This is a genomic window from Bradyrhizobium sp. CCBAU 65884, from assembly GCF_028128835.1.
Taxonomy (GTDB): domain Bacteria; phylum Pseudomonadota; class Alphaproteobacteria; order Rhizobiales; family Xanthobacteraceae; genus Bradyrhizobium; species Bradyrhizobium ottawaense.
Genome location: NZ_LBJU01000080.1, coordinates 1 through 23,311, shown reverse-complemented (window position 1 = coordinate 23,311; position 23,311 = coordinate 1). Strand labels below are relative to the sequence as shown.

Annotated in this window: 22 protein-coding genes; 16 read left to right on the top strand and 6 right to left on the bottom strand. The window is 64.2% G+C overall.

Annotated elements, in window-relative coordinates; all coding sequences use genetic code 11:
- Positions 1-16 precede the first annotated feature (16 nt).
- Positions 17-427 (top strand): hypothetical protein, encoded by a 411-nt coding sequence (locus XI03_RS04365; RefSeq protein WP_271591441.1) that lies wholly within the window; start codon positions 17-19, stop codon positions 425-427.
- Positions 428-465: 38 nt separating this feature from the next.
- Here XI03_RS04365 and XI03_RS04360 read toward each other — a convergent pair whose 3' ends face one another.
- Positions 466-1,146, bottom strand: coding sequence for a GntR family transcriptional regulator (locus tag XI03_RS04360; RefSeq protein WP_271591434.1), 681 nt, complete (start codon positions 1,144-1,146; stop codon positions 466-468).
- 174 nt (positions 1,147-1,320) lie between these two features.
- Between XI03_RS04360 and XI03_RS04355 the strand changes: the two genes are divergently transcribed.
- The 4 genes from XI03_RS04355 (at position 1,321) to XI03_RS04340 (ending at position 6,202) form a co-directional block, all read left to right on the top strand.
- The gene (locus tag XI03_RS04355; protein WP_271591440.1) at positions 1,321-3,036 is read left to right on the top strand and encodes an IlvD/Edd family dehydratase; all 1,716 of its coding nucleotides are present in this window, start codon (positions 1,321-1,323) and stop codon (positions 3,034-3,036) included.
- A gap of 55 nt (positions 3,037-3,091) precedes the next feature.
- Positions 3,092-4,099 carry a TRAP transporter substrate-binding protein gene (locus XI03_RS04350; protein ID WP_095426373.1) on the top strand — a complete coding sequence of 336 codons (1,008 nt, stop codon included), beginning with the start codon at positions 3,092-3,094 and terminating at the stop codon, positions 4,097-4,099.
- A 187-nt stretch (positions 4,100-4,286) separates the two neighbouring features.
- Positions 4,287-4,865 carry a TRAP transporter small permease gene (locus tag XI03_RS04345; RefSeq protein ID WP_028143472.1) on the top strand — a complete coding sequence of 193 codons (579 nt, stop codon included), beginning with the start codon at positions 4,287-4,289 and terminating at the stop codon, positions 4,863-4,865.
- The gene (locus XI03_RS04340; protein WP_271591433.1) at positions 4,862-6,202 is read left to right on the top strand and encodes a TRAP transporter large permease; all 1,341 of its coding nucleotides are present in this window, start codon (positions 4,862-4,864) and stop codon (positions 6,200-6,202) included. Before XI03_RS04345 ends, XI03_RS04340 begins: the two co-directional genes overlap by 4 nt.
- Here XI03_RS04340 and XI03_RS04335 read toward each other — a convergent pair.
- Positions 6,162-6,770: a histidine phosphatase family protein gene (locus XI03_RS04335; RefSeq protein WP_095426370.1), complete on the bottom strand. Its 609-nt coding sequence runs from the start codon at positions 6,768-6,770 to the stop codon at positions 6,162-6,164. The genes XI03_RS04340 and XI03_RS04335 overlap by 41 nt on opposite strands.
- Positions 6,767-7,561: an enoyl-CoA hydratase/isomerase family protein gene (locus tag XI03_RS04330; RefSeq protein ID WP_028143469.1), complete on the bottom strand. Its 795-nt coding sequence runs from the start codon at positions 7,559-7,561 to the stop codon at positions 6,767-6,769. The genes XI03_RS04335 and XI03_RS04330 overlap by 4 nt, the downstream gene beginning before the upstream one ends.
- A gap of 227 nt (positions 7,562-7,788) precedes the next feature.
- On the opposite strand from XI03_RS04330, the gene XI03_RS04325 reads away from it, so the two are divergent.
- Positions 7,789-9,009: an NAD(P)/FAD-dependent oxidoreductase gene (locus XI03_RS04325; RefSeq protein WP_271591432.1), complete on the top strand. Its 1,221-nt coding sequence runs from the start codon at positions 7,789-7,791 to the stop codon at positions 9,007-9,009.
- Here XI03_RS04325 and rbsK read toward each other — a convergent pair.
- Together rbsK and XI03_RS04315 are read right to left on the bottom strand one after the other, a co-directional pair.
- Positions 9,006-9,920, bottom strand: a complete 915-nt coding sequence (gene rbsK, locus XI03_RS04320) for a ribokinase (RefSeq protein WP_271591431.1) — start codon at positions 9,918-9,920, stop codon at positions 9,006-9,008. The two genes, XI03_RS04325 and rbsK, sit on opposite strands and share 4 nt — an antisense overlap.
- Positions 9,921-9,926: 6 nt before the next feature.
- The gene (locus XI03_RS04315) at positions 9,927-10,820 is read right to left on the bottom strand and encodes a sugar kinase (protein ID WP_028143466.1); all 894 of its coding nucleotides are present in this window, start codon (positions 10,818-10,820) and stop codon (positions 9,927-9,929) included.
- Between the two features lie 223 nt (positions 10,821-11,043).
- On the opposite strand from XI03_RS04315, the gene XI03_RS04310 reads away from it, so the two are divergent.
- From XI03_RS04310 to XI03_RS04265, 10 genes are all read left to right on the top strand, one after another.
- Positions 11,044-11,892 carry a VOC family protein gene (locus tag XI03_RS04310; protein ID WP_271591430.1) on the top strand — a complete coding sequence of 283 codons (849 nt, stop codon included), beginning with the start codon at positions 11,044-11,046 and terminating at the stop codon, positions 11,890-11,892.
- 224 nt (positions 11,893-12,116) lie between these two features.
- The gene (locus XI03_RS04305; RefSeq protein WP_271591429.1) at positions 12,117-12,824 is read left to right on the top strand and encodes a TetR/AcrR family transcriptional regulator; all 708 of its coding nucleotides are present in this window, start codon (positions 12,117-12,119) and stop codon (positions 12,822-12,824) included.
- A gap of 367 nt (positions 12,825-13,191) precedes the next feature.
- A complete protein-coding gene (locus XI03_RS04300; RefSeq protein WP_028143463.1) occupies positions 13,192-14,001 on the top strand; it encodes an ABC transporter permease in 810 nt (269 codons plus the stop codon).
- 54 nt (positions 14,002-14,055) lie between these two features.
- Complete coding sequence (locus XI03_RS04295) at positions 14,056-15,048, top strand: ABC transporter substrate-binding protein (RefSeq protein WP_271591428.1); 993 nt, start codon at positions 14,056-14,058, stop codon at positions 15,046-15,048.
- A 151-nt stretch (positions 15,049-15,199) separates the two neighbouring features.
- Entirely contained in the window at positions 15,200-16,042 is an 843-nt protein-coding gene (locus tag XI03_RS04290; RefSeq protein WP_271591427.1) for an ABC transporter ATP-binding protein, read from the top strand.
- Between the two features lie 4 nt (positions 16,043-16,046).
- Positions 16,047-17,444, top strand: coding sequence for a hypothetical protein (locus tag XI03_RS04285; protein ID WP_271591426.1), 1,398 nt, complete (start codon positions 16,047-16,049; stop codon positions 17,442-17,444).
- Positions 17,441-18,592, top strand: a complete 1,152-nt coding sequence (locus tag XI03_RS04280; RefSeq protein WP_271591425.1) for a Gfo/Idh/MocA family protein — start codon at positions 17,441-17,443, stop codon at positions 18,590-18,592. The genes XI03_RS04285 and XI03_RS04280 overlap by 4 nt, the downstream gene beginning before the upstream one ends.
- Before the next feature lie 136 nt (positions 18,593-18,728).
- Positions 18,729-19,919 carry a dihydrodipicolinate synthase family protein gene (locus XI03_RS04275; RefSeq protein ID WP_028143458.1) on the top strand — a complete coding sequence of 397 codons (1,191 nt, stop codon included), beginning with the start codon at positions 18,729-18,731 and terminating at the stop codon, positions 19,917-19,919.
- A complete protein-coding gene (locus XI03_RS04270; protein WP_271591424.1) occupies positions 19,919-20,782 on the top strand; it encodes a sugar phosphate isomerase/epimerase family protein in 864 nt (287 codons plus the stop codon). The genes XI03_RS04275 and XI03_RS04270 overlap by 1 nt, the downstream gene beginning before the upstream one ends.
- Before the next feature lie 597 nt (positions 20,783-21,379).
- Entirely contained in the window at positions 21,380-21,553 is a 174-nt protein-coding gene (locus tag XI03_RS04265; protein ID WP_162832241.1) for a hypothetical protein, read from the top strand.
- A gap of 190 nt (positions 21,554-21,743) precedes the next feature.
- On the opposite strand, the gene XI03_RS04260 is transcribed toward XI03_RS04265, so the two are convergent.
- Complete coding sequence (locus tag XI03_RS04260) at positions 21,744-23,114, bottom strand: Spy/CpxP family protein refolding chaperone (RefSeq protein ID WP_245448873.1); 1,371 nt, start codon at positions 23,112-23,114, stop codon at positions 21,744-21,746.
- Between the last annotated feature and the right edge of the window lie 197 nt (positions 23,115-23,311).

Here is a 23,311-nt window from a genome sequence, read left to right as displayed (position 1 = left end):
AGCGAAAGCCACGGCAATGAAAATCAAATTGTCAGTCGCGATATTCGCGATGATGGTTTCCGGACCGGCGCTAGCCGCCCCCCTCACCGAGGCCGAGGCGGCATTCCTCGACCAGCTTGTCACGGCATCGGTGGTGCTCGAACAGCGATGCGACGGTTACGAGGTCGATGGCAGCGGCAGCGTTCAGCTCGGCGCCCGGCTACTCGGCAGTCCCGACGTCGCGATGGCCATGATCGACGCCTATGCCGCGGCCATCAGGGCCCGCGACGGCGAGAGCTACGATCCCGGCAAATTCCGCCCTGAAGTGTCCGACGCGGCGAGCAAGACCTTCAGGCGCATCCGCACGGACTTGATCAGAAACCCGAAAAGGGCCTGCGCCGATTATGGCGAGGCGAGCGTGGATCTTGGGCTGTTGAGGCGGTACTGAACGGATCTTCAGCGTGTTTCAACGGCAGCTCGATCGGTCTACGCGCTAGCCCCTCCAATCCTCGCCAGGTAATCACTCTTGCTGAACTGCATGTGATCGACACACAACTGCGCCAGCGCCCAGCTGTCGCGTCCCCCGAGTAGCTCGATCATCATCTCATGTTGCCGCCGCGATTGCGCGAGCCCCTCGCGGTCGGCGAGGTTCTTGGCGCGCATCGGCAGGGTCAGGTTCATGTAGTCCTGGAGTGAGCGGACCAGATAGGGATTGCCGCAGGCCGAGAACAGCGCGAGGTGGAAGGCGTCATTGGCCTCGTGGATGCCGCGCAGGTCCTGCGCATCGGCTTTCGCGCAATATTGTCGTTGCAGCGCGGAGAGCTCGTCGATCAGCACTCGCGGCGCGGGCAGCGGGATCATCAACGCGGCCTGCCGCGTCAGCATCTCCCGGACCTCGTAGATCTGCCGGACTTCCTCGGCCGAGTAGAACCGCACGGTGGCGCCGACGTTCTTCTCCCGGCGGACGATGCCGCGCCGCTCCGCATCCACCAAGGCCTGCCGCACGAAGTGGCGGGAGGTGCCGTAGCGCGACATCAGCGCGTCTTCAGTCAGGCGCGCGCCCGGCGGCAGGCGACCGAAGATGATGTCCTCCTCCAGCCGCGCGACGACGTCGTCCGGATCGTCGCGCCGGACCGGCGTGCTGTCTGCGGTGCGAATGTCGGACATGCCTTCGGCCTCCCGGCGTCTGGCCGGCTCGCCCTGTGGAGCAGGCAAGGGACGGATTGTCAATAATTTCTGCCGAAGAGGGTGCTTCTTGGCGGAAAATGCGACAATATGGGCCAAGCTTATTGACAATCGAGGGTCAGGCTGTACCACAATGGCAACTTGAGGAGTGGCATGATGACGAGTGGGTTGCGCAAGGGTCTGACGAGCTATGGCGATGCCGGCTTCTCGCTGTTCCTGCGCAAGGCGTTCATCAAGGCCATGGGCTATTCCGACGACGCGCTGGAGCGTCCGATCGTCGGCATCACCAATACCTATAGCGACTACAATCCCTGCCACGGCAACGTTCCGCAGATCATCGAAGCCGCCAAGCGCGGCGTGATGCTGTCGGGCGCGATGCCTTTCGTGTTTCCGACCATCTCGATCGCCGAGAGCTTTGCGCATCCGACCTCGATGTATCTGCGCAACCTGATGGCGATGGACACCGAGGAGATGATCCGGGCCCAGCCGATGGATTCGGTGATCGTGATCGGCGGCTGCGACAAGACGCTTCCGGCGCAGGTGATGGCCGCGATCAGCGCCGACCTGCCGACCGTGGTCATTCCGGTCGGGCCGATGGTGGTCGGCCATCACAAGGGCGAGGTGCTGGGCGCCTGCACCGATTGCCGCCGTCTCTGGGGCAAGTATCGCGCCGGCGAAATCGACGATGTCGAAATCGAAGCAGTGAACGGCCGCCTCGCGCCGTCGGTCGGCACCTGCATGGTGATGGGCACGGCCTCGACCATGGCCTGCATGATCGAAGCCATGGGCCTGTCGCTGCCGATGAGCGCGACGATCCCGGCGCCGCATGCCGAACGTTTCCGACTTGCGGAAGCGAGCGGCAAGGTTGCCGCCGAAATGGCCAAGACCAAGGGGCCGAAGCCGAGCGAGCTTCTGACACCCGCGTCTTTCAAGAACGCGCAGGTCGTGCTCCAGGCGATTGGCGGCTCCACCAACGGCCTGATCCATCTGACCGCGATGGCGCATCGCTCGCCGCATCGGCTCGATCTCGGAGTGTTCGACCAGATCGGCCGGGAGGTGCCGGTGCTGGTCGACCTCAAGCCGTCGGGCGAGCACTATATGGAGCATTTCCATCACGCCGGCGGCGTGCCGAAGCTGCTGGCGCAACTCGGCGACCTCGTCGATCTCGATGCCAAGACGATCTCGGGCCAAACGCTGCGCGACGTCGTCGCCAATGCGGAGGACGTGCCGGGCCAGGATGCGATCCGTCCGCGCGATAATCCGATCAAGACGGAAGGCGGCCTCGCCGTTCTGCACGGTAATCTCGCGCCGCGCGGCGCGGTGATCAAGCAATCGGCCGCGAGTCCCAAGCTGTTGAAGCACACCGGCCGCGCCGTCGTGTTCGAATCCGTCGAGGACATGACCTTGCGGGTCGACGATCCCGATCTCGACGTGACCGCCGACGACGTGCTGGTGCTGCGCAATGCCGGCCCGAAGGGCGCGCCGGGCATGCCGGAGGCGGGCTACCTGCCGATCCCGAAGAAGCTGGCGCGCGGCGGCACCAAGGACATGGTGCGCATTTCCGATGCGCGCATGAGCGGCACCGCGTTCGGCACCATCGTTCTGCACATCACCCCGGAATCCGCCGTCGGCGGGCCGCTGGCGCTGGTGAAGAACGGCGACATGATCAGCCTCGATGTGGCCAAGCGCAGCATCGAGCTGCTGGTCGATGCGGCCGAGCTGGAGCGCCGGCGCGCTGCATTGAAGCCGGCGGCTGCGCCCGATGAAGCGCGGCGCGGCTATGCCTGGCTGTTCAACGAGACCATCATGCAGGCCGACGAGGGCTGCGACTTCGATTTCATGCAGAGGACTGGGAAGACCGAGACAGGCTGACCGAACGACGAACGCTCAGACCGCACAAGCGGCGGGCATAACACAGGGGGAAACGATGATTGCACGATCCATGCCAGGATTCTTACATGGGTTGGCGGCTGCGGCCGCCGTGCTGTTCGTGACCGGGGCGGGGGCGCAGGAGGCGAAGCACTATCGCTTCGCCTACGACCAGCCGCGCAACACCGGCTATTCCATCGCGGGCGACATCTTTGCCGAAAAGCTCAAGGAGTTGAGCAAAGGCACCATGATCATCGACCAGTATCCGGGCGCGCAGCTCGGGCAGGAGCCGCAAGTGCTCCAGCTCGTGAAAGCCGGAGATGTCGAATTCTCCATCATCTCCTCCGCGAACACCGCGACGATCTCGCCGCAAGCCGGTGTGATGTCGCTGCACTATCTGTTCCGCGACGAGAACCACGTGGTCAAGGGCCTCGCGGATCCCCGCGTGTTCGAAGCGCTCAAGGCCATGATCGACGAGACCACCCAGGGCCTGCATGTGATCGCGACCGGCTCGCAGGGCGTGCGCCACATGTACGCGAAGCGGGAGATCCGCAATGTGGCTGATATCAAGGGCGCAAAGGTCCGCGTGCAGGCGACCGCGACCGAGGACACCATGTTCCCGGCCTACGGTGCCCAGACCGTGCACATGCCGTTCGGCAGCGTCTACACGAGCCTGCAGACCGGCGTCGTCGACGTCGCCGAGAACAGCATCAACGTCTACCTCGTCAACAAGCATTACGAGGTCGCGCCGGTCCTCAACATCACCGAGCACGAGGCCAACAACGCGCTGGTGTTCATCTCCGACAAGCTCTGGCAGAGCCTCTCGGCCGAGCAAAAGGGCTGGGTGCAGACCGCGGCCAACGAGATCAGCACCAAAGAGCCGGCGAAGGCGTTCGAGCTGGAGCGCACCGCGGCCGAAAAGCTGAAGAAGATGGGCGTGAAGATCGTCGACAACGTCGACAAGAAGAGCTTCACGGCGGTCGCCGATCCCTATCTCGACAAGCTCGCCAAGGAGCTTGGCCCGCACGCCGAGAAGGTCAAGGACTTGATCCGGTCGATTAACTAGGGCGCTTGCGGCCATCCTTCGAGACGCCCGCCTTGCGGCGGGCCCTCAGGATGAGGTCTCGTTTCGCGGCGAGATTTTAGACCCTCATGGTGAGGAGCCCGTGAAGCGGGCGCCTCGAACCATGCAGGCCGAGCGTGATCGGCAGCTTCGCAGCTGTCACATCCGATAGCTTTGGGACGGGGGACTAATGGCCATCGCCGACAAACTGCTTGTGCATCGCCAACGCCACCTGAAATGGCGCGGGCTCGACTGGCTCGAGCTCGCGCTGATGATCCTCTGCGGCGTGCTCTGCTTTGGCTTCTCGCTGTCGGTCACCGCCGACATCGTCACCCGGACCATCGGTCATCCCTGGCTGTGGCTCCAGGAGGTGACCTCGACGCTGTTCATCTACGCGATCTTCGTCGGCACGGCGGCTGCGACCCGGCGCAACGACCACCTCTATCTCACCGCGATTTCCGAGGCGATGCACGGCACGTCGCGCATGATCGTCGAAGTCATCATCCGCATCGTCGTGCTCGGGGTTGCGTTCTGCCTGATCTGGTACGGCTATCAGAATTATCTGCGCGGCTTCGGCAGCTTTCGGTTGCCGTCCGGCACCCCGATCGCCTCGCTCTACGCGATCATTCCGCTCTCGGGCGTACTGATCGGCCTGTTCACCATCGAGCAGCTGGTCAACGGCCTGCGCAACGGCTTTGATCATCCCGAGCCGCCCGAGGAAGATGGAACGCCCATCGTCACCGACGCGCAGGCGAGGGCGCAGCTATGAGCGCACCTGTTGTCCTGGCGTTGATGACGGTCTGCTTCCTGTCGTTCGGCTATCTCGGCGTGCCGGTGCCGTTCTCGCTGATGGCCGGCGTCTTCATCGGCGCGATCCTGTCCGACGTCTCGCTCGCCGCCATCATCCAGAAGATCTTTGACGGCGTCGATTCCGAGGCGCTGCTGGCGATCCCGTTCTTCCTGCTGGTCGGCGAGCTCATGAGTTCGGCGAATGTGGTGGTGCGAATAGCCAATCTCTCGGTATCGCTGGTCGGTCACATCAGGGGCGGGCTGTCGCAGGTCGTGGTCGTCTTCAGCATGTTCTTCTCGGAAATGTCGGGCTCGACTACCGCCGACGTCGCCGTGATGAGCCGGGCGCTGGGCGGCCCGATGAAGCGCGAAGGCTATGATCCGGCCTTCATCGCCGCCATCATCGCCTCGGCCTCCACAATCGCCGCGCTGGTGCCGCCGAGCATTACCGCCGTCGTCTATGGCGCGGTCGGCAACGTCTCGATCGCCGGCCTGTTCATGGCGGGCGTGGTGCCCGGCCTGATGATCGGCTTCGGTCTGATGCTTTATTGCTACTTCTTCGGCCCCTCCGGCCTGCGCAAGCCGCGCGCGCCGCTGCGGCAGGTGATGTTCGCGGCCGGCGATGCGGCCTTGCCGCTGATGATCCCGGTGATCCTGCTCGGTGGCATCCTGACCGGCTGGTTCACGCCGACCGAAGCCGGCGTGGTCGCCGTGGTCTGGATCGTCCTGGTCGTGATTCCCGCGCTCAATCGCGGGCACATCAAGAGTATCCCTTACGATTTCTGCATTGCCGGACTGATCTTCTCGCTGCCGCTGGTCACCATCGGCGCAGCCAATGCCTTCGGCTGGATGCTCGCTTATCTGAGGGGTGCGAGCTACATCGCCGAGATCATCACCTCGATGGCAGGTAACGATCCGCATCTGATCATGCTGCTGATGGTGCTGCTCTTCACCATCGTCGGCGACTTCATCGAACCGGTGCCGACCATCATCATCTTCATGCCGCTGGTCAACACACTGACGGAGGCCGGTGACATCAATAGCGTCCATATGGGCGTGGTGCTGATCGCCACGCTCGCCTTCGGCCTGATCACGCCGCCTTACGGGCTGGTGCTGCTGATGGCGTCGAAATTCGTCGGCATAAGTTTCGCGAAAGCGCTACGCGCTGCGTTGCCGATCTATCTGGTGTTCCTGGGGACGATCGCATTCGCGATCTACTTCCCGAGCGTGGTGCTGTGGCTGCCGCAGAAAGTGCTGCCGGAATCGGTCGGCTGCTTCAAGTCGCCGGCGGGGACGGACTATATCTGTCCAAAGTAACGACTTGCTCGACCCGCCAATGCGCGCCGTCGCAGACGTAGCGAAACGGCGTGCCGTGGCTGTTTTTGAAGTAGCTGCCGGACAGCGCGTTGGCCATCCCCTGCATCACCGCGTCATGGCAGACGAACAGGAGATCGTCGCCGGGATGACGGTCGAGCCACGCGGCGACGCAAGCCAGCGACCGTTCCGTCATGGCGTCCCAGCTCTCGCCGTCGGCCGGCAGGATCGAGACGAGGCCCGTCGCCGACGTGACGCCGTGCTTGATCATGAGGTCGCGGACAGGCAGGCCTTCAAAGCTTCCGAAGTCGAACTCGATGATGCCGTCGTCGATCGCCAGCGGCACCGCGATCGCGGCCGCGATGATCTCGGCCGTTCGTGCTGCGCGGGCCAAGGGACTTGCAACGATTCGGCTGATGCCGGCGCCGCGCAGCATGTCCACGGCCTCGTGCGCCTGCCGGAGGCCGTCCTCATTCAGCGGATTGTCGGTCCGCCCCTGGAATCGTCCCTCGCGATTCCAGTCGGTCGCGCCGTGACGAAGGCCGTAGAACTTACGCGCTGGTGTCGTCACTTTGACTTGCTCGTGAATTTCTTCACGGCGCTGCGAAATTCCTCCGTGTTCATCGCCATGATGATCTTGTGTTCCTCGGCATCGAGCTGCTGCTTCACCGGCGTGGTGGCGGCCTGATAGACCAGCGATTTGGTGCCGGCGATTGCAGCCGGCGGGTTCTGCGCCAGACGCTCGGCGAGTTTTCGCGTGGCCGCCTTCAGTTCGGCGGCCGGAACCGTCTTGGCGACGAGGCCCCATTCATAGGCCTGCTGCGCGGTAAAGTTGTCCTCGGACAGGAAGATCTGCAGCGCCCGGCGGGAGCCGACCGTGCCGACGATGCCGACCGTCGAACCGCCGTCCGGCGACACTCCGATCTTGGCATAGGCGGGTGTGAACTTGGCGTCATCAGCGGCGATGCAGAGATCGGTGACGAAGGCGAGGCCCATGCCGGCGCCGGCCGCCGAGCCGTGCACGCTGGATAACGAAATTTTCGGCATGCGCCTGACGATCTCGATGAAGGCGTGATAGTGCTTCAAGAGCTCGCCGACCACGGGCGTCACCGTGCCCGCTTCGGCGGCGGCACCAATCGTCTGCAGATCGCCGCCGGCCGAGAAGGCACGGCCTTCGCCTTCGAGCACGACGACCCTGATGTCGTCAGCGGCTTCGATATAGGCCGCGAGCTGCTCGAGCTTCTGCGCGATGGCGAGATTGATGGAGTTGAACGCGGCGGGACGGTTGAGCGTGATGGTCGCGATCGGGCCGTCGATCCGCAGCAGGGCGGGATCATCGGGCAGGGAGATGGGAGCTGGCATCTGGAATATCCCCGGCATGAGGTGGCTCGTGCGACTAAATCGCAGAAGCGGAGGAGTGACAATCCCCGACCGCCGCTCTTGCGCGGGGCGAAACGATAGGCTCAAATGGGGCCGCCTTCGCCAAGGGACGGACACGAGCGCCGGCTCCTCGTAAGGCCAGCAACCAAAATCAGCGAGAGAGGAGACGACATGGGTCACGCTCGTGTCTTCCGGAAATGGGCTGTCCAATGAGCGACGGTCCGGTGATCATCGTCGGTGCCGGCCATGGCGGCTATCAGGTCGCGGCATCGCTGCGCCAGGCGGGCTTTTCGCAGCGCATTTGCCTGATCAATGACGAGGCGCATCTGCCCTATCAGCGGCCGCCCTTGTCCAAGGCCTATATCAAGGGCTCGGCCGGGCCGGAGAGCCTGATGTTCCGGCCGGAGAAATTTTATCAGGACCAGAAGATCGAGCTGATCGCGGGCCGCGCAGTGTCGATCGATCGCGCCGGCCACAAGGTGCTGCTCGCCTCGGGCGAGACGCTGGCCTACGCTCACCTCGTGCTGGCCACCGGCGCACGCAACCGGCTGCTCGACCTGCCCAACGCCAATCTGCCCGACGTGAAATATTTGCGCATCCTCGACGAGAGCGATGCGCTGCGTGCGATCATGCCCTCGAAGACACGGGTCGTGGTGATCGGCGCCGGTTTCATTGGTCTCGAATTCGCGGCCACCGCCCGGATCAAGGGCCTCGAGGTCGACGTGCTCGAGCTTGCCCCGCGCGTGATGGTGCGTGCGGTGACGGCGGAGGTGTCGGAGTATTTTCAGGAACGCCATCGCGAGGCCGGTATCCGCGTCCATCTCGGCGTGCAGGCGACCTCGATCGAGGCAGAAGGCGGCAAGGTCACAGGGGTCTCCCTGAGCGACGGACGGCATCTGCCCGCCGATCTCGTCGTGGTCGGCGTCGGCGTGCTGCCGAACATCGAGCTTGCGGCTGAGGCCGGGCTGCCGGTCGCCGCCGGCATCATCGTCGACGAATATCTGTCGACGGCTGACCCTGACATCTCCGCGATCGGCGATTGCGCGCTGTTCGCAAGCCCCCGCTTCGGCGGATCGCTGCGGCTGGAATCGGTGCAGAACGCCACCGACCACGCCCGCTGCCTCGCCGCGCGGCTGACCGGCGACAAGAAGCCGTACGACAGCCATCCCTGGTTCTGGAGCGACCAGGGCGACGACAAGCTCCAGATCTCAGGCCTCACCACCGGCTACGACCGCGTCGTGCTGCGTGGCAGCGCCGCGAACAAGGCGTTCTCCGCGTTCTGCTACAAGGGTGAGACGCTGCTCGGCATCGAATCGATCAACCGCGCCGGTGACCACATGTTCGGCCGGCGGTTGCAGGGCATGAATCGCTCGATCACGCCGGCGCAGGCTGCGGACGAGAGCTTTGACCTGAAGAGCGCGCTGGCTTAGGGCGTCGACAACACAGCAGCAACTTCCCTGGCCGTCGGCATCGACGGCCCGGCGCCCATGCGCTGCACGCTGATCGAGGCGGCGGCGTTGGCGAAGGCGAGGGCGGCACGCAAGGGCACACCGTCAGCCAGTTGCGCGGCGAGCGCGCCGACAAAACAATCGCCGGCCCCGGTGGTATCGACCGCCTTCACGGCACGCCCGGGCACGGCGGCCTCTTCGCGCCCAGCAAGCGCAAGCACGCCGCGTCTGCCGAGCGTGACGCAGATGCTCTGGTCCGCGCGCGCCTGAAGTTTTCGCGCGACATCGAAGATCTTCGCGGCCTCGTCGCCGTCGGACAATTCCTCACCGGCGAGGAAGCCGAGTTCGGTCTCGTTCAGCACGAGGATGTCGACCAGCGCGAGCAGCTCACCGGACATCTTTTGCGCCGGCGCCGGGTTGAGCACGGTCACGACGCCGGCCTCGCGTGCGCGCCGGAAGAACGCGGCGATCGTCGGCAGCGGGATCTCGAACTGGCTGACCGCGACATCACCCTTCGTCAGCGGCACGTCCGCCACATCATCCGCGCCGACCTTCGCATTGCTGCCGGGAATGACGACGATGGTGTTATCTGAGGCCGCGACGGTGATGATCGCAGTGCCGGTGTGGGTGTCGGCGTCGCGCACCGAGCCGAGATCGATGCCTTGCGCGCCGAGGAACGTCTTTAGCTCAGCGCCAAAGGAATCCTTCCCCAGCCGCCCTATCAGCGTGGTCCGCGCGCCGAGCCGTGACGCCGCCACCGCCTGGTTCGCACCCTTGCCGCCTGGAAAATACAGCACCTCGCGGCCGGCGACGGTCTCGCCGACGCGCGGGTGGCGATCGGCGGTCGCCACCACATCCATGTTGATGCTGCCGGCGACGAAAACGCGCCCCATCTGGATCTAAACCCTGACCTCGAACTCGTGCCGAACCTTGGCGATATCGACGAGCGTCGGCAAGCCGGCCTCGTTGCCGAGGCGCTGGATCTTGAAGGTCGAGGCGGCTCGGGCAAAATCAAAGTGCTCGCGCCAGCTTTTGCCGGGATGAGCGAGGTAGGAATAGACATAGGCGCCGTGGAAAACGTCGCCGGCGCCGTTGGTGTCGATCACGCGCTCGCGCGGGATCGGCATCGCCGGCATGATCTCGACCGCACCTGTCTCGTTGTACCAGAGCAGGCCCTTCTCGCCCATGGTGATGCCGCCGATCTTGCAGCCGCGGCTCTTGAGATAGTCGAGCATCTTCTCCGGCGTCAGGTCCATCTGCTCGCACAGGCGCTCGGCGACGATGGCAACGTCGATATATTCCAGCAGCTCATGCGTGTTGGTGCGCAGGCCGCCGCCGTCGAGCGAGGTCAGGATGCCGGCCTCGCGGCAGACCTTGGCGTAGTGGATCGCGGCATCCGGCTGATGACCATCCACGTGCAGCGCGCGGCAGCCGCCGAGATTGAGCATCGGAAAGGGATGGATGTGCTCGTCGTCGCGGCAGCGGACGATGGCGCGCTTGCCGTCCTTGGGCATGATGAAGGAGAGCGAGGACTGGTTCACCTTCCGCCCGTGCAGCGAGATCGCGTATTTCGCGCACATGTCCTGGAACATGCGCCCCAGCCAGTCATTGGCTGCGGTAGCAATCAGGTCAGGCACGATGCCGAGCTTGGCGCAGCAGAACGCCGCCGTCACCGCGTTGCCGCCGAAGGAGACCGCGTAGTCCGAGGCCACGTGCTTCTCGTCCCCGGTCGGCATATGGTCGGTGATGAAGACGACGTCGATATAGGTCTGTCCGATGAAGAGAGCCTGCATTGCTTGTCCGTCATGCGCTTTGTGGTCCAGGCCGGCGCGCTTACTGTAGCACCGGTTCCGCTCAGGGATCGCTGAAATTATTCGCAAATCTGCCGCCCCAAGCGCTTGAGGTCAGCATGAGGCCGGAATACGACCATCACCGGGCAATGCCAAGCCCGGACAAACGCCGTGTTTCGGCGCATTGGTTCCAGGTCAATAAAAGGGTCGATCAAAAGGGGGACATATGATCACCGGCCTCGATCACGTCGTCGCTCTGGTGAGGGATATCGGTGCAGCCAAGGCGGCCTACCAGACAATGCTCGCCCGCGCGCCGGCCTGGCAGAACTCCGGCGAGGGCGCCGACCGCGTGTTGTTCACCCTCGAGAACATGACGATCGAATTGATGGCGCCGAGCGGATTCAGCGTGACGGCCGATCGCATGCGCGCGCTGCTCGACGACCAGGAGGGCGTGCTCGCCAGCCTGTGCTTTCGTGTCGCAGACATGAGCAGGATGCAGCGGCGGCTGCAGCGGGTGGCCTTGAGCCCGGATCCGGTTGCCGAGGTCGAAAGCAGCGACGACGAGACGGGCGCCGTCCTGCACTGGAAGCGCACGCGCGCCGCCACGGAACTCACGCGCGGCGTGCGCATGTTCTTCCTCGAACTGGCCGACGAGCGTCCGCTCTCCCCCGCGACCGACATCGCGCCGATCGACGCACTCGACCACGTCGTGGTCACCACCGAGGATTCCGAACGCGCTGCCGCGCTCTATGGCGCACGGCTCGGGCTCGATTTGGCGCTCGACCGCTCGCACCAGGATTGGGGTCAGCTGATGTTCTTCCGCTGCGGCGATCTGATCGTCGAGGTGGTCCGACGGCCGGTCGCCGGCGGCGACCTTGCGCATGACCGGCTCTGGGGCCTGAGCTGGCGGGTCGCCGACATCGACGCCACGCGCGCCCGCCTGATCGCCGCCGGCCTCGACGTCACCGAGGTCCGCAACGGCCGCAAGCCCGGCACGCGAATCATGACGGTGCGCAACGGCACCTGCGGCATTCAGACGGTCCTGCTGGAGCGCTCGCCCAAGCCGGTGGAGTGAGGGACTTCCCCAGGTGGCAAAGCGACTTGTCCGCCGAAGCTCGTAGAGCGAAGGCGGAAGCGTGCCCACGTCTTTGCCCAATTGATGCGAAGACGTGGGCACGGCGCAAGAGCGCCTTTGCCCGCCCTACGAAACCGGCTTGCTTGGCTTTCACTGTCGCGAAACTATGCGGCGGGCTGCCCGCGTGTTACACGCGTACCGACAGCACCCAGCGAGCACCCGGTTTGGCGAAGGCAAAGCGAACTCTGAAATGGCAGCGCGATCCCGAGGGGATGCGGCTGCGCATTCTCGAAGCCGCCAAGCAGGAGTTTTCCGCTCATGGGCTCGCCGGCGCGCGCGTTGACCGCATTGCGGCCAAGGCCGACGCCAACAAGCGCATGCTCTACTACCACGTCGGCAACAAGGACGAGCTTTACCTCGCGGTGCTCGAAGGCGCCTATGACAAGATCCGCAGCGAGGAGCGCGGGCTCGATCTCGAACATCTCGAGCCGCCCGAGGCGATCCGGCGCCTGATCGAGTTCACCTGGAACTACTTCCTGCGCAATCCCGAATTCCTGTCGCTGCTCCAGACCGAGAACCTCGCGCGCGCAAAGCACCTGAAGCGCTCGACCAAGGTCAAGTCGATGCACTCGCCCTTCGTCGAGATGATCCGCACCGTGGTCCGGCGCGGCGTCGACAGCGGCGACTTCCAGGTCGCAGTCGATCCGGTGCAGCTCTACATCTCGATCGCAGGGCTCTGCTTCTTCTATCTCTCGAACTCGGCGACCCTCAGCGTGATCTTCGGCCGCGACCTCCTGGACAAAAAGGCCAAGGACGAGCGGCTGGCGCACATGGTCGGCCTGGTGCTGGCCGCGCTGACCGGGCAGTCGGTCGCGCTGTTCGAGATCGCGAAGGCGCCGAAGTCGCGCGCCACGGTGGCGCAAACGGTTTAGGGCGGTCTGGTCCCGCGCATTGGTGGACGGATCGTCCGTCGTTTTCTCAATCTCCGCCGTTATTGCCCGCTTTCACTGATATGACGTCGAGAGTGGAGCGGTCTCGTGCCCCGGACGCAGCGCAGCGCGTCTTCGCGGTGCGCTGCAGAGCCGGGGCCCATGGATCGACGGGACGCGTGGCTCCTGGGTCCCGGCTCTGCGCAGCAACGCAAGAGCGCTGCAGCGCGTCCGGGACACGGAGGCGACCGTTCCATTTCCAAAGCACCTGGGAACCGCCGCCGCAAAACGTCACAGTAAATCCTCTGGACAGTATTTATCCAACGGGTTAATTTCTCTCCACAACGAAGAAGACTGCCGGGAGTGAAAATTGGCCGAGCCGAAGCCGCAGAATGCGATCTCCAAGGTGCTGAATGCGGCCTGGGTTCGGCCGTTCTTGTTCCTCGTCTTCATCGTCGTGGCCTGGGATCTGGCCATCCGGCTGTTCCGAATCCCTGCCTACCAGATCCCGTCGCCTCTCGACGTCGTCGCGGTGCTGCGTACCGACTGGCCGGAATTGCTGCGCCAGTCCTGGCCGACAACCTATGCGACGGTCTGCGGTTTCGCGCTGTCCGCTCTGTTCGGCATTCCCGTCGCGATGCTGATTGCGGGTTCGAAGACGGTGGAGAGCTACATCTATCCGCTGCTGGTATTCTCGCAATCCGTGCCCAAGATCGCGATCGCGCCGCTGTTCGTGGTCTGGTTCGGCTTCGGCATCATTCCAAAGGTCATCTCGGCGTTCCTGCTCGGCTTCTTCCCGGTGGTGGTCTCGGCGGTGCAGGGCTTCAAGTCGGTCGATCCTGACATGGTCGATCTCGCCCGCGCCATGCAGGGCAGCCGCTTCCAGGTGTTTTGTGCGGTGAATCTGCCGCACGCGCTGCCGGCGATCTTCTCGGGTCTCAAAGTGTCGGTGACGCTCGCGGTGGTCGGCGCCGTCGTCGGCGAGTTCGTGGGGTCCAATTCCGGCATCGGCTACGTGATGCAGCGCTCGATCGGCACGTTCGACCTGCCGACGATGTTCGCGGCCCTGGTGATCCTCGCGCTGCTCGGCGTGATCCTGTTCTGGATCGTCGACCGGATCGAGAAGCTGGTCATTCCCTGGCATGTCAGCCAGCGCGAGGACGTGATTTTCGCTTCTTAACTAAAGCACAACGGCCACCAACGGCCGAAACAACAACGGCAAGGGAGAGTGACGATGAAGCGGTTGATTGGGGCTGCATCAGTGGCGTTGATGGTTTTTGCGGCCGTGCCGGCGCAGGCGGCCGACAAGATCGTGCTGATGTTGAACTGGTACGTCTACGGCGAGCACGCGCCGTTCTATTACGGCAAGGCCAAGGGCATCTACGCAGCCGAAGGCATCGAGCTCGAAATCCAGGAAGGCCGGGGCTCGGCTGCGACCACGCAAGCCGTCGCTGCCAAGACCGCCGATTTCGGCTATGTCGACGTTCCCACCATGATGCGCGCCGCCATCAAGGGCGCGCCTGTCGTTGCAACCGGGGTGCTGCTGCAGACCTCACCGATGTCCGCCATGGGTTTTGCTGACAAGAACATCAAAAAGCCCGAGGACATCAAGGGCAAGACGGTGGCGATCACGCCGGCCGATTCCATGACCCAGATCTGGCCGCTGTTCCTGAAGAAGACCGGCCTGAAGGAGAGCGACTTCCAGACCGTCGCAGGCGACGGCCAGACCAAGCTCAACGCGGTCATCAACGGCCAGGCCGATCTGCTGCTCGGCTACGTCATGGACCAGTCGATGAAGATCAAGGACGCCACCGGCAAGGACGTCTACCCGATCAAGTTCGCCGACTACGGCATCAACATGGTCTCCTCGGGCATCATTGCCAATGCCGACTATGTGAAAGCCAATGCCGATCTCGTCCGCCGCTTCATGTCGGCGACGACCAAGGCGGTCGAAGCCGCCGAGAAGGAGCCGAAGGCCGCCGCACAGTCGATCCTCGATGCCAACCCCAAGGGCGGCAAGATCGACACGCTGACGCAGGGCTTTGAGCTGACGATTCCGCTGTACCGGACCGCGGAGACCAAGAGCAAGCGGCCGTTCCAGGTCACCGACCAGAACATGACGGACTCAGTCAATCTGATGGTCGAATATGGCGGCCTCGATGCCAAGGCCAAGGACAACCCGAAGGCCTTCTACACCAACGACTATCTGCCGAAGAGCGGCTCGTGAGCGATCAATATTCGCCCTCGTCCCTGCGAACGCAGGGACCCATTACCACCGGCCTCGATTGTTACGAAAGGTCTCACTCCGCGTGCCCGGACGCGCCGGCACGGCGTATGGGTCCCTGCGTTCGCAGGGACGACGGGGGGAGAGCGCTGCGATGAACCCTGCGACCAAACCAATCGACGTCCAGCCGGCCGCGCATCTGAGACTGGTGAACGACCGGGCCGGTGATGCCTCGGGCATCAAGCTCTCCGGCGTGTCCAAAACCTACCGGACGCGCGACGGCGATGTGCCGTCGCTGCGTCCGCTCGACTTCCACATCAATGACGGCGAGTTCTTCGTCGTGGTCGGGCCATCCGGCTGCGGCAAGTCCACGCTGCTCAAGCTGATCTCGGGCTTGCTGCCGCCGACCGCGGGCGAGATCCTGGTCGAGGGCGAGAAGGTGACGACGCCGCACGGCAATGTCGGCATCGTCTTCCAGAACGCGTTGCTGCTGCCCTGGCGCAACATCCTGTCCAACGTCATGCTGCCGATCGACATGAAGCGGCTGCCGCGGGACGAATATCTTGCCCGTGCCAAGGCGCTGTTGAAGCTCGTCGGGCTCGAAGGCTTCGAGAAGAAGCTGCCCTGGCAGCTTTCCGGCGGCATGCAGCAACGTGCCTCGATCTGCCGCGCGCTGGTGCACGACCCCAAGATCATGCTGATGGACGAGCCGTTCGGCGCGCTGGACGCGCTGACGCGCGAGCGCATGAATGTCGAGTTGATGCGGATTCAGCGCGAAACCAGGAAGACGGTGCTGCTGATCACGCATTCGATTCCGGAAGCCGTGTTCCTCGCCGACCGCGTCCTCGTCATGACCGAGCGTCCCGGCGCGGTCGCTGCGATCTACGACGTGCCGCTGCCGCGCCCGCGCTCGCTCGACGTGATGGCCGATCCTGTCTTCACCGAGCTGGTGCAACGCATCCGCAAGCACTTCTTCTCGCAAGGTTCGCTGGACTAAAACCATGGCCCCTCGCCTGAAGCTGCGAGACATTGCTTTCTTCGAACGTCCCGTGCAGTTCGCGCGGCCGTTCCGCTTCGGCGCGATCACGATCAACGCGACGCCGCAGCTGTTCGTGCGCGCCGAGATCGAGGTCGAGGGCAGGGGCGTCGCGGTCGGCGCCAGCGCCGAGCTGCTGGTGCCAAAATGGTTCGACAAGCGGCCGGAATTGTCGCCGGCGCAGACGGTCGATGGCCTGCGCCGCTCGCTGGAGATTGCGCGCGGGCTCTATTTGGCACGGACCGGATTCTTGACGGCGTTCGATCTGCATGCCTCGTGCATCGGCGCGCAGGTCGCGACGTGTGCGAAAAAGAACATTCCGCCGCTTGCCGCGGCTTACGGTCCGGCGGAGATCGACAAGGCGATCCTCGATGCGTTGCTGCGCGCCGCCGAAACCAGCTTCTTCGATGGAATGGCCGGCAACATCGCCGGCATCGATGCGCGACTCTCACCTGACCTCGTGGGATTGGACATCACCACCTTTCTCTCCGGCCGGGTACCGCTGGAGCGTGTTGCCATCAGGCATACCGTAGGCCTTGATGATGCCGTCGAAGGCGAGCGCGGCGTCGCCGATGCCCGCGAGAACTCCGGTGCACGATACTTCAAGCTGAAGCTGTCGGGCGATCCCGCAGCCGACGCGGCGCGGCTCTCCCGCATCGGCAAGGAGCTCGCTACGCTGGGACACGACTACAAGGTGACGCTCGACGCCAACGAGCAATATGCCGACCTCGCTGCGTTGCAGGCGCTGATGGACCGGCTCGATCACGACGCAGCGCTACGCCCGATCGCCACGCGCTTGCTCTATGTCGAGCAGCCGATGCCGCGCGACATCACGAGGCAAACGCCGCTTGGCGCATTGGCCGCGCACGGTTTCATCATCGACGAGGCCGACGATTCCTACGATGCCTTCCCGGCAGCGCGGGCGCTCGGCTATTGCGGCATTTCCTCGAAATCCTGCAAGGGGCTCTACAAGTCCATCATCAACGCGACGCGCGCCGCGAAATGGAGCGCGAACGGCGAGAGGTTCTTCGTCACCGGCGAGGACCTCACCTGCCAAGCCGGCCTCGCCGTGCAGCAGGACCTCGCGCTCGGCGCCTTCCTCGGTGTCACCCACGCCGAACGCAACGGCCATCACTATGTCGACGGCTTTGGCGACACGCCTCTCGCTGAAGCGCAGGCGTTCGCCGCCGCGGATCCCGATCTCTACGCCGATACCGGGCAGGGCATCCGGCTCTCCATTCACGACGGCGATCTCCTGACGGGATCGCTTCATGCAACGGGCTTTGCGACGTCGGTCCATCCGGACTGGTCGGCGCTTCTCCCGCTCGAACAGCCAAGATCACTTCAGGAGCATTTGACATGACCACCCAACGCCTCGGCCTCATCATGAACGGCGTCACCGGCCGCATGGGGCTCAACCAGCATCTGATCCGCTCGATCGTCGCGATCCGCGAGCAGGGCGGTGTACGGCTGAAGAACGGCGACCGCGTGATGCCCGATCCGATCCTGGTCGGCCGCAGCGCCGAGAAGGTCGAGGCGCTTGCCAAGCGCTACAACATCACACGTTGGACCACCGACCTCGATGCGGCGCTCGCCGACAAGAACGACACCATGTTCTTCGACGCCGCGACCACGCAGGCGCGCCCGGGCCTGTTGACCCAGGCGATCAATGCCGGCAAGCACGTCTATTGCGAGAAGCCGATCGCGACGAACTTCGAGGAGGCGCTCGAAGTCGTCAAGCTCGCCAATGCCAAGGGTGTCAAGCACGGCACGGTGCAGGACAAGCTGTTCCTGCCAGGCCTGAAGAAGATCGCCTTTTTGCGCGATTCCGGTTTCTTCGGCCGCATCCTCTCGGTGCGCGGCGAGTTCGGCTATTGGGTGTTCGAAGGTGGTTGGCAGGAAGCGCAGCGGCCGTCCTGGAACTATCGCGACGAAGACGGCGGCGGTATCATTCTGGACATGGTCTGCCACTGGCGCTACGTGCTCGACAACCTCTTCGGCAATGTCCAGAGCGTGGTCTGCATCGGTAACACCGACATCCCCGAGCGTTTCGACGAGCAGGGCAAGACGTACCAGGCGACCGCGGATGATTCCGCTTACGCGACCTTCCAGCTCGAAGGCGGTGTCATCGCCCACATCAACATGTCCTGGGTGACGCGCGTCTATCGCGACGACCTCGTCACCTTCCAGGTCGACGGCACGCATGGCTCGGCGGTCGCCGGGCTCAGCGACTGCATGATCCAGGCGCGGCAGGCTACCCCGAGGCCGGTCTGGAATCCCGACGAGAAGCGGCTGCACGATTTCTACGGCGACTGGCAGAAGCTGCCTGACAACGTCAGCTACGACAACGGCTTCAAGGAGCAGTGGGAGATGTTCATCCGCCACGTCTACGAGGACGCGCCCTACAAGTTCACGCTGCTCGAAGGTGTCAAGGGCGTGCAGCTTGCCGAATGCGCGCTCAAGAGCTGGAAGGAACGGCGTTGGATCGACGTCGCGCCGATCAAGGCGTGAGATCGAATAGATAGAGTCCCGATGTCTGCCAAGCCGTCGTTGCGAGCGGAGCGAGGCAATCCAGAGTCTTTCCGCAGAGGAGCCTGGATTGCTTCGTTGCTCCGCTCCTCGCAATGACGGGGAGAGGTCCGAAATCATGAACAAGCCCGTCCAACCCATGTCATCATTGTCGCTGAAATTGCCGAAGGCCGATCGCTCGATCGAGACCTACCGCCTCGCGGCCTCGCGCACGTTCCCCGCAAAGCTCGAAGGCCCCTTGAACCGCATCGCCTTCTCGGCCGTGCACACGGTCGTCGATCCCTTCGCCGACAACGATCCCTGGCTGTCGGCTGCCGTCGATTGGGACAGGACCATCGCTTTCCGCGAGCACGTCTGGGATCTCGGTCTCGGCGTTGCCGAAGCCATGGACACCGCTCAGCGCGGCATGGGGCTGGACTGGCCGACCTCGCTGGAACTGATCACGCGCTCGGTCGCCGCCGCCAAGCGCCGCAACGCGCTGGTGTTCTCCGGTGCGGGCACGGACCATCTCGCGGTCGAGGATGCCAGGAGCCTCGACGACGTGATCCGCGCTTACGAGGAACAGATATCGGCGGTGGAGAAGGTCGGTGGCCGCATCATCCTGATGGCATCGCGCGCGCTGGCGAAACTCGGCCGCAACGCCGATGACTACGCCAAGGTCTATGATCGCGTGCTGTCGGGGGTAGCGCAGCCCGTGATCATCCACTGGCTCGGCGACATGTTCGATCCGGCGCTGACGGGTTATTGGGGCACCGGGGATCTCGACAAGGCGATGGACACTGCGGTCGCCATCATCAACGGCAACGCCGCCAAGGTCGACGGCGTAAAAGTGTCGCTGCTCGACAAGCAGCGCGAGATCGACATGCGCCGGCGCCTCGACAAGCGCATCAAGATGTACACCGGCGATGACTTCAATTATGCGGAGCTGATCGCCGGCGACGAGCAGGGTTTTTCGCACGCGCTGCTTGGTATTTTTGACGCCATTGCGCCGGCGGCATCCTACGCACTGTCGCGACTGGCGGCTGGCGACGAGGCCGGCTTCCATGACGTGCTGGGGCCGACAGTGCCGCTGTCGCGTCACATCTTCAAGGCGCCGACGCGGTTCTACAAGACCGGCGTGGTATTCATGGCGTATCTCAATGGCCACCAGGACCATTTCACCATGGTCGGGGGACAGGAGAGCACGCGCTCCACGTTGCATCTGGCCGAGCTGTTCCGTCTGGCCGACAAGGCCGGCCTGCTCGCCAACCCTGAACTCGCGACGCAGCGGATGAAGACCGTGCTCGCCACCCACGGTATCGAATCCTGATGCGCGATTTTTCGTCCGACCACCGCTGGCTGTCGCTGAACACGGCGACCGTCCGCAAGCAGGGTGACCTGGTTGAGATCATCAACGCCTGTGCAAAGCAAGGCATCCGCGCCATCGATCCCTGGCGCGATCAGGTCGCATCCGTCGGTCTCGAGCGCGCCGCGCGCGCGGTGCGCGATGCCGGCCTCGAGCTCTCAGGCTATTGCCGCGGCGGCATGTTCACCTCGGACGCATCGCGCAGAGGCGAGGTGCGCGACGACAACAGGCGCTGCGTCGATGAAGCCAAGGCGCTGAGCGCGCCCTGCATCGTCCTCGTCGTCGGTGGCCTGCCGCAATATTCCAGGCCGGGCAGCGAGGTGTCGAAGGACATCGCGGCAGCGCGCGGGCAGGTTGAGGAAGCTCTCGCCGATATGCTCGACTATGCCAGGCAGGCAAACCTGCCGCTGGCCATCGAGCCGCTACATCCGGCCTATGCGGCTGACCGCGCCTGTGTGAACACCACGAAGCAGGCGCTCGATATCTGCGACCGGCTCGATCCCGCACGCAGCGGCATGCTCGGCGTCGCGCTCGACGTCTATCACATCTGGTGGGACCCGGAGCTGATGAGCCAGATCGCGCGCGCCGGCAAGGATCGCCTGCTCGCGTTCCATGTCTGCGACTGGCTGGTGCCGACAACAGACATCCTCAACGACCGCGGCATGATGGGCGACGGCGTCATCGACATCAAATCAGTGCGTGCGGCGGTCGAAGCGGAGGGCTTTGCTGGCTATTCCGAGATCGAGATCTTCTCCAACGCCTGGTGGAGCAAGCCAATGGGCGAGGTGCTGCAGACCTGCATCGCGCGTCATAAGACGGTGGTGTAGAGTTACCACGAGTGCGGCCCATACGGGCTTGCGAGCTGTTGCAGCGCGTTGAAGCGGGCCTTCTGCTCGCTGTCGGCGTCGCATAGAACTCGTCCAGCGCAAGTTCGCCCCGCTGGCGAAGCAGCGAACTGGTCGGAGTACCACCAAAGATGTGGTGGACTACCATCAGCTTTCAGGCAGAATGTCATCATGCCGATGCCGCAGCCTCGCCACAGTCTGTGCCAGATCGGATGCGGTAATCAGTGGCATCAACGATCAGCAGGGACGGCGGATGTACCCATGCCTGTTGATCTTGAATGGCCCCGACGTGCAACCGTCGGGGCCATTGCCGTGATCGGCATGACATAGCTGGCGAGCTTTGCCGAAGGCACCGGCATGCTTTATTGCGGCGAAAGACCGCCAAGGACAATCTGCAATTCATTCAATGCGCGGGGCCAAACTGGTTTGCGATCGAATTTGCCGGGCGCTGAAAAGTCGGACGATTGCGCTATCATTGATTCACCGTCAAACACCGGACTATCACCCGTCAATTCGATCTGCGAAGCTGTGACAACACAAATGCGCTTGCAAACAAGCAAGCGTGAAGGAGGGTCCGCAGTGGATAAGGTGCAGCGTTTGCGTGCGATGAGCTCACTGTGCCGCCAACAGGCCGCGTACAACAGCATGAACAAATGGAAGCTGCTCGCAGAAGCGGAATACTGGGATCATCTGGCTAATCTCGAGTTGTCTTCTCACTTCCAGCAATGCAACGCGATCCCAAGCGCGAACTAGGCTGGGCGGAAGACGATTTCCTCGTGAGGTCGGAAACGAGGCTGTCGCTTGCGTTACGTGCCGCTGCACCCTCGCAGAGAGTGCGCGGTAGGGACATGCATGGTCTCGTCGAGCTTTGAAGCAGGACGATTACGTCCCCCCGCTCGTTCGACCGCGGCGCAAATTGCAACGAGAGAACGCGATGCCGTCCTCACGGCCCCGCGACCTGTTGCAGCGTGTTGAAGCGCGCCTTCTGCTCGCTGCTCAGCGTGGCATAGAACTCGTCCAGCGCAGGCTCTACCAGCTTGGCGGCCGTCAGCATCGCCTCGAGCCGGTGCTGCATCGCCTCCAGCCGTCCGACCGGCGTCAGCGGCACATCGTTCGGGCAAGCCGCTTGCAGGCCTTCAACGCCTTTGGCTGTCGCTTCACTGAGGCGGTCGAGCGCCTCCTTCTGCTTGCCGGCTGGGTGGAGCACAGCCTCGATCCTTTGGATCGGCAGCTGGGTCAGGCCGGATTTCGGATCGCCGCAGCCCTCGACGTTCGCTTGCTGCTGCGGCGGGTGTTCGCCGACATTCGGACCGAGCGCATTGAAGCTGGCCTGCTGCTCGTCACTGAGCGAGTTGTAAAAATTCTCCAGTGCCGGTCGCACGATCTTGACGGCTTCCAGCGTCGCGCTGATGCGGTTCATCATCGCGCGCAAGCGACCAGGGGGAGTCAATGCATAAGTCTCCGCGCAGGAGTCCTTGAACACGCCGGCAGCGTTGGCCGCCGCGGTTTTCAATTCGTCGAGCAGTGCGCGTTGCTCCGGCGCCGGCCGCACCGCTTTCGCGATATCGGCAAGCGGCCAGGCGGTGACGCCCTTGTCCGGTGTACCGCACAATTGCTGTAGCGTTTGCGGGCTCACGCTCGCGCGCGGACGGGCGCGGCTGCCGCCACCGGCTTGCGGATAGTCATACGGGTTGGTGCTGGCATAGGCGGAATAGGGGCCGTCACCACCCCAGAACACGGTGTCGACGAAGTCGTCATAGGCGTATGCCCAATAACCGGGCTCGTAGCCATAGGACCAGAACGTGTAGTTGAAAATGTCGGAGTAAGCGTAAGGCCAGAACACGGGCCCAAGCCACGCCACGAACACCGCGGGATGGCGGTGTCGCCAGGCCTGCCGGGGAGCCCAGCCGCTCTGGCGGGTGGTGAGCGCTGCCTGCGCTTGCGCAGGGGCCTGCTCGCGGAAGCGCTCGGCAAATCGCCCGCGCTCGGCCGCCTGCACGGCGGCGGCAGTGGCGGCTCGCCCAACTGTGGTGGACTCGGGGCCCAGCCGCTGCAGGCGCGCCTGATCGCGCTGCTGCATGCCCTGTTCGCGCTGGAGCAGGCGGTTCTGCGTCTGCAGCGTCCGCTCCTGTGCACGTTGCGCCCGCACGCCTTCCGGCTTCTGCGACTGCAATTGCTGCACGCGCTGTTGCATCCGATCGATGCGGCTCTGCCGTTCCGAGCTCTGGCGTGTGAGCATCTCGCGCTGCCGCTGCTGCACGATTTGCTCTCGCTGCTGGATCTGCTGCTGATGTTGCTGCGCGCGCTGCTCCATCCGCTCCTGTCGCGGCGGCCGCGCGCTCACAGCAGGTGGCGCGCTTGGGCGCGAGGGGGCGGCGATATGCGGCGTCGGCCGCGGGGCCATGGCCGGACGTTGTGGCGCTGCCGGCGCCCGGTGGAATTCAGGTCGCGGCGCCGCCACGTGCGGGGCTGCTCGCGGCGGTGGTGCTGCAAAACGGGGGCCCGGACGCG

Coding starts and splice junctions, on each gene's coding strand:
- XI03_RS04365 (WP_271591441.1), top strand. CDS start 17: ATGAAAATCAAATTGTCAGTCGCGATATTCGCGATGATGGTTTCCGGA.
- XI03_RS04360 (WP_271591434.1), bottom strand. CDS start 1,146: ATGTCCGACATTCGCACCGCAGACAGCACGCCGGTCCGGCGCGACGAT.
- XI03_RS04355 (WP_271591440.1), top strand. CDS start 1,321: ATGACGAGTGGGTTGCGCAAGGGTCTGACGAGCTATGGCGATGCCGGC.
- XI03_RS04350 (WP_095426373.1), top strand. CDS start 3,092: ATGATTGCACGATCCATGCCAGGATTCTTACATGGGTTGGCGGCTGCG.
- XI03_RS04345 (WP_028143472.1), top strand. CDS start 4,287: ATGGCCATCGCCGACAAACTGCTTGTGCATCGCCAACGCCACCTGAAA.
- XI03_RS04340 (WP_271591433.1), top strand. CDS start 4,862: ATGAGCGCACCTGTTGTCCTGGCGTTGATGACGGTCTGCTTCCTGTCG.
- XI03_RS04330 (WP_028143469.1), bottom strand. CDS start 7,561: ATGCCAGCTCCCATCTCCCTGCCCGATGATCCCGCCCTGCTGCGGATC.
- XI03_RS04325 (WP_271591432.1), top strand. CDS start 7,789: ATGAGCGACGGTCCGGTGATCATCGTCGGTGCCGGCCATGGCGGCTAT.
- rbsK (WP_271591431.1), bottom strand. CDS start 9,920: ATGGGGCGCGTTTTCGTCGCCGGCAGCATCAACATGGATGTGGTGGCG.
- XI03_RS04315 (WP_028143466.1), bottom strand. CDS start 10,820: ATGCAGGCTCTCTTCATCGGACAGACCTATATCGACGTCGTCTTCATC.
- XI03_RS04310 (WP_271591430.1), top strand. CDS start 11,044: ATGATCACCGGCCTCGATCACGTCGTCGCTCTGGTGAGGGATATCGGT.
- XI03_RS04295 (WP_271591428.1), top strand. CDS start 14,056: ATGAAGCGGTTGATTGGGGCTGCATCAGTGGCGTTGATGGTTTTTGCG.
- XI03_RS04290 (WP_271591427.1), top strand. CDS start 15,200: ATGAACCCTGCGACCAAACCAATCGACGTCCAGCCGGCCGCGCATCTG.
- XI03_RS04285 (WP_271591426.1), top strand. CDS start 16,047: ATGGCCCCTCGCCTGAAGCTGCGAGACATTGCTTTCTTCGAACGTCCC.
- XI03_RS04280 (WP_271591425.1), top strand. CDS start 17,441: ATGACCACCCAACGCCTCGGCCTCATCATGAACGGCGTCACCGGCCGC.
- XI03_RS04275 (WP_028143458.1), top strand. CDS start 18,729: ATGAACAAGCCCGTCCAACCCATGTCATCATTGTCGCTGAAATTGCCG.
- XI03_RS04270 (WP_271591424.1), top strand. CDS start 19,919: ATGCGCGATTTTTCGTCCGACCACCGCTGGCTGTCGCTGAACACGGCG.
- XI03_RS04260 (WP_245448873.1), bottom strand. CDS start 23,114: ATGGAGCAGCGCGCGCAGCAACATCAGCAGCAGATCCAGCAGCGAGAG.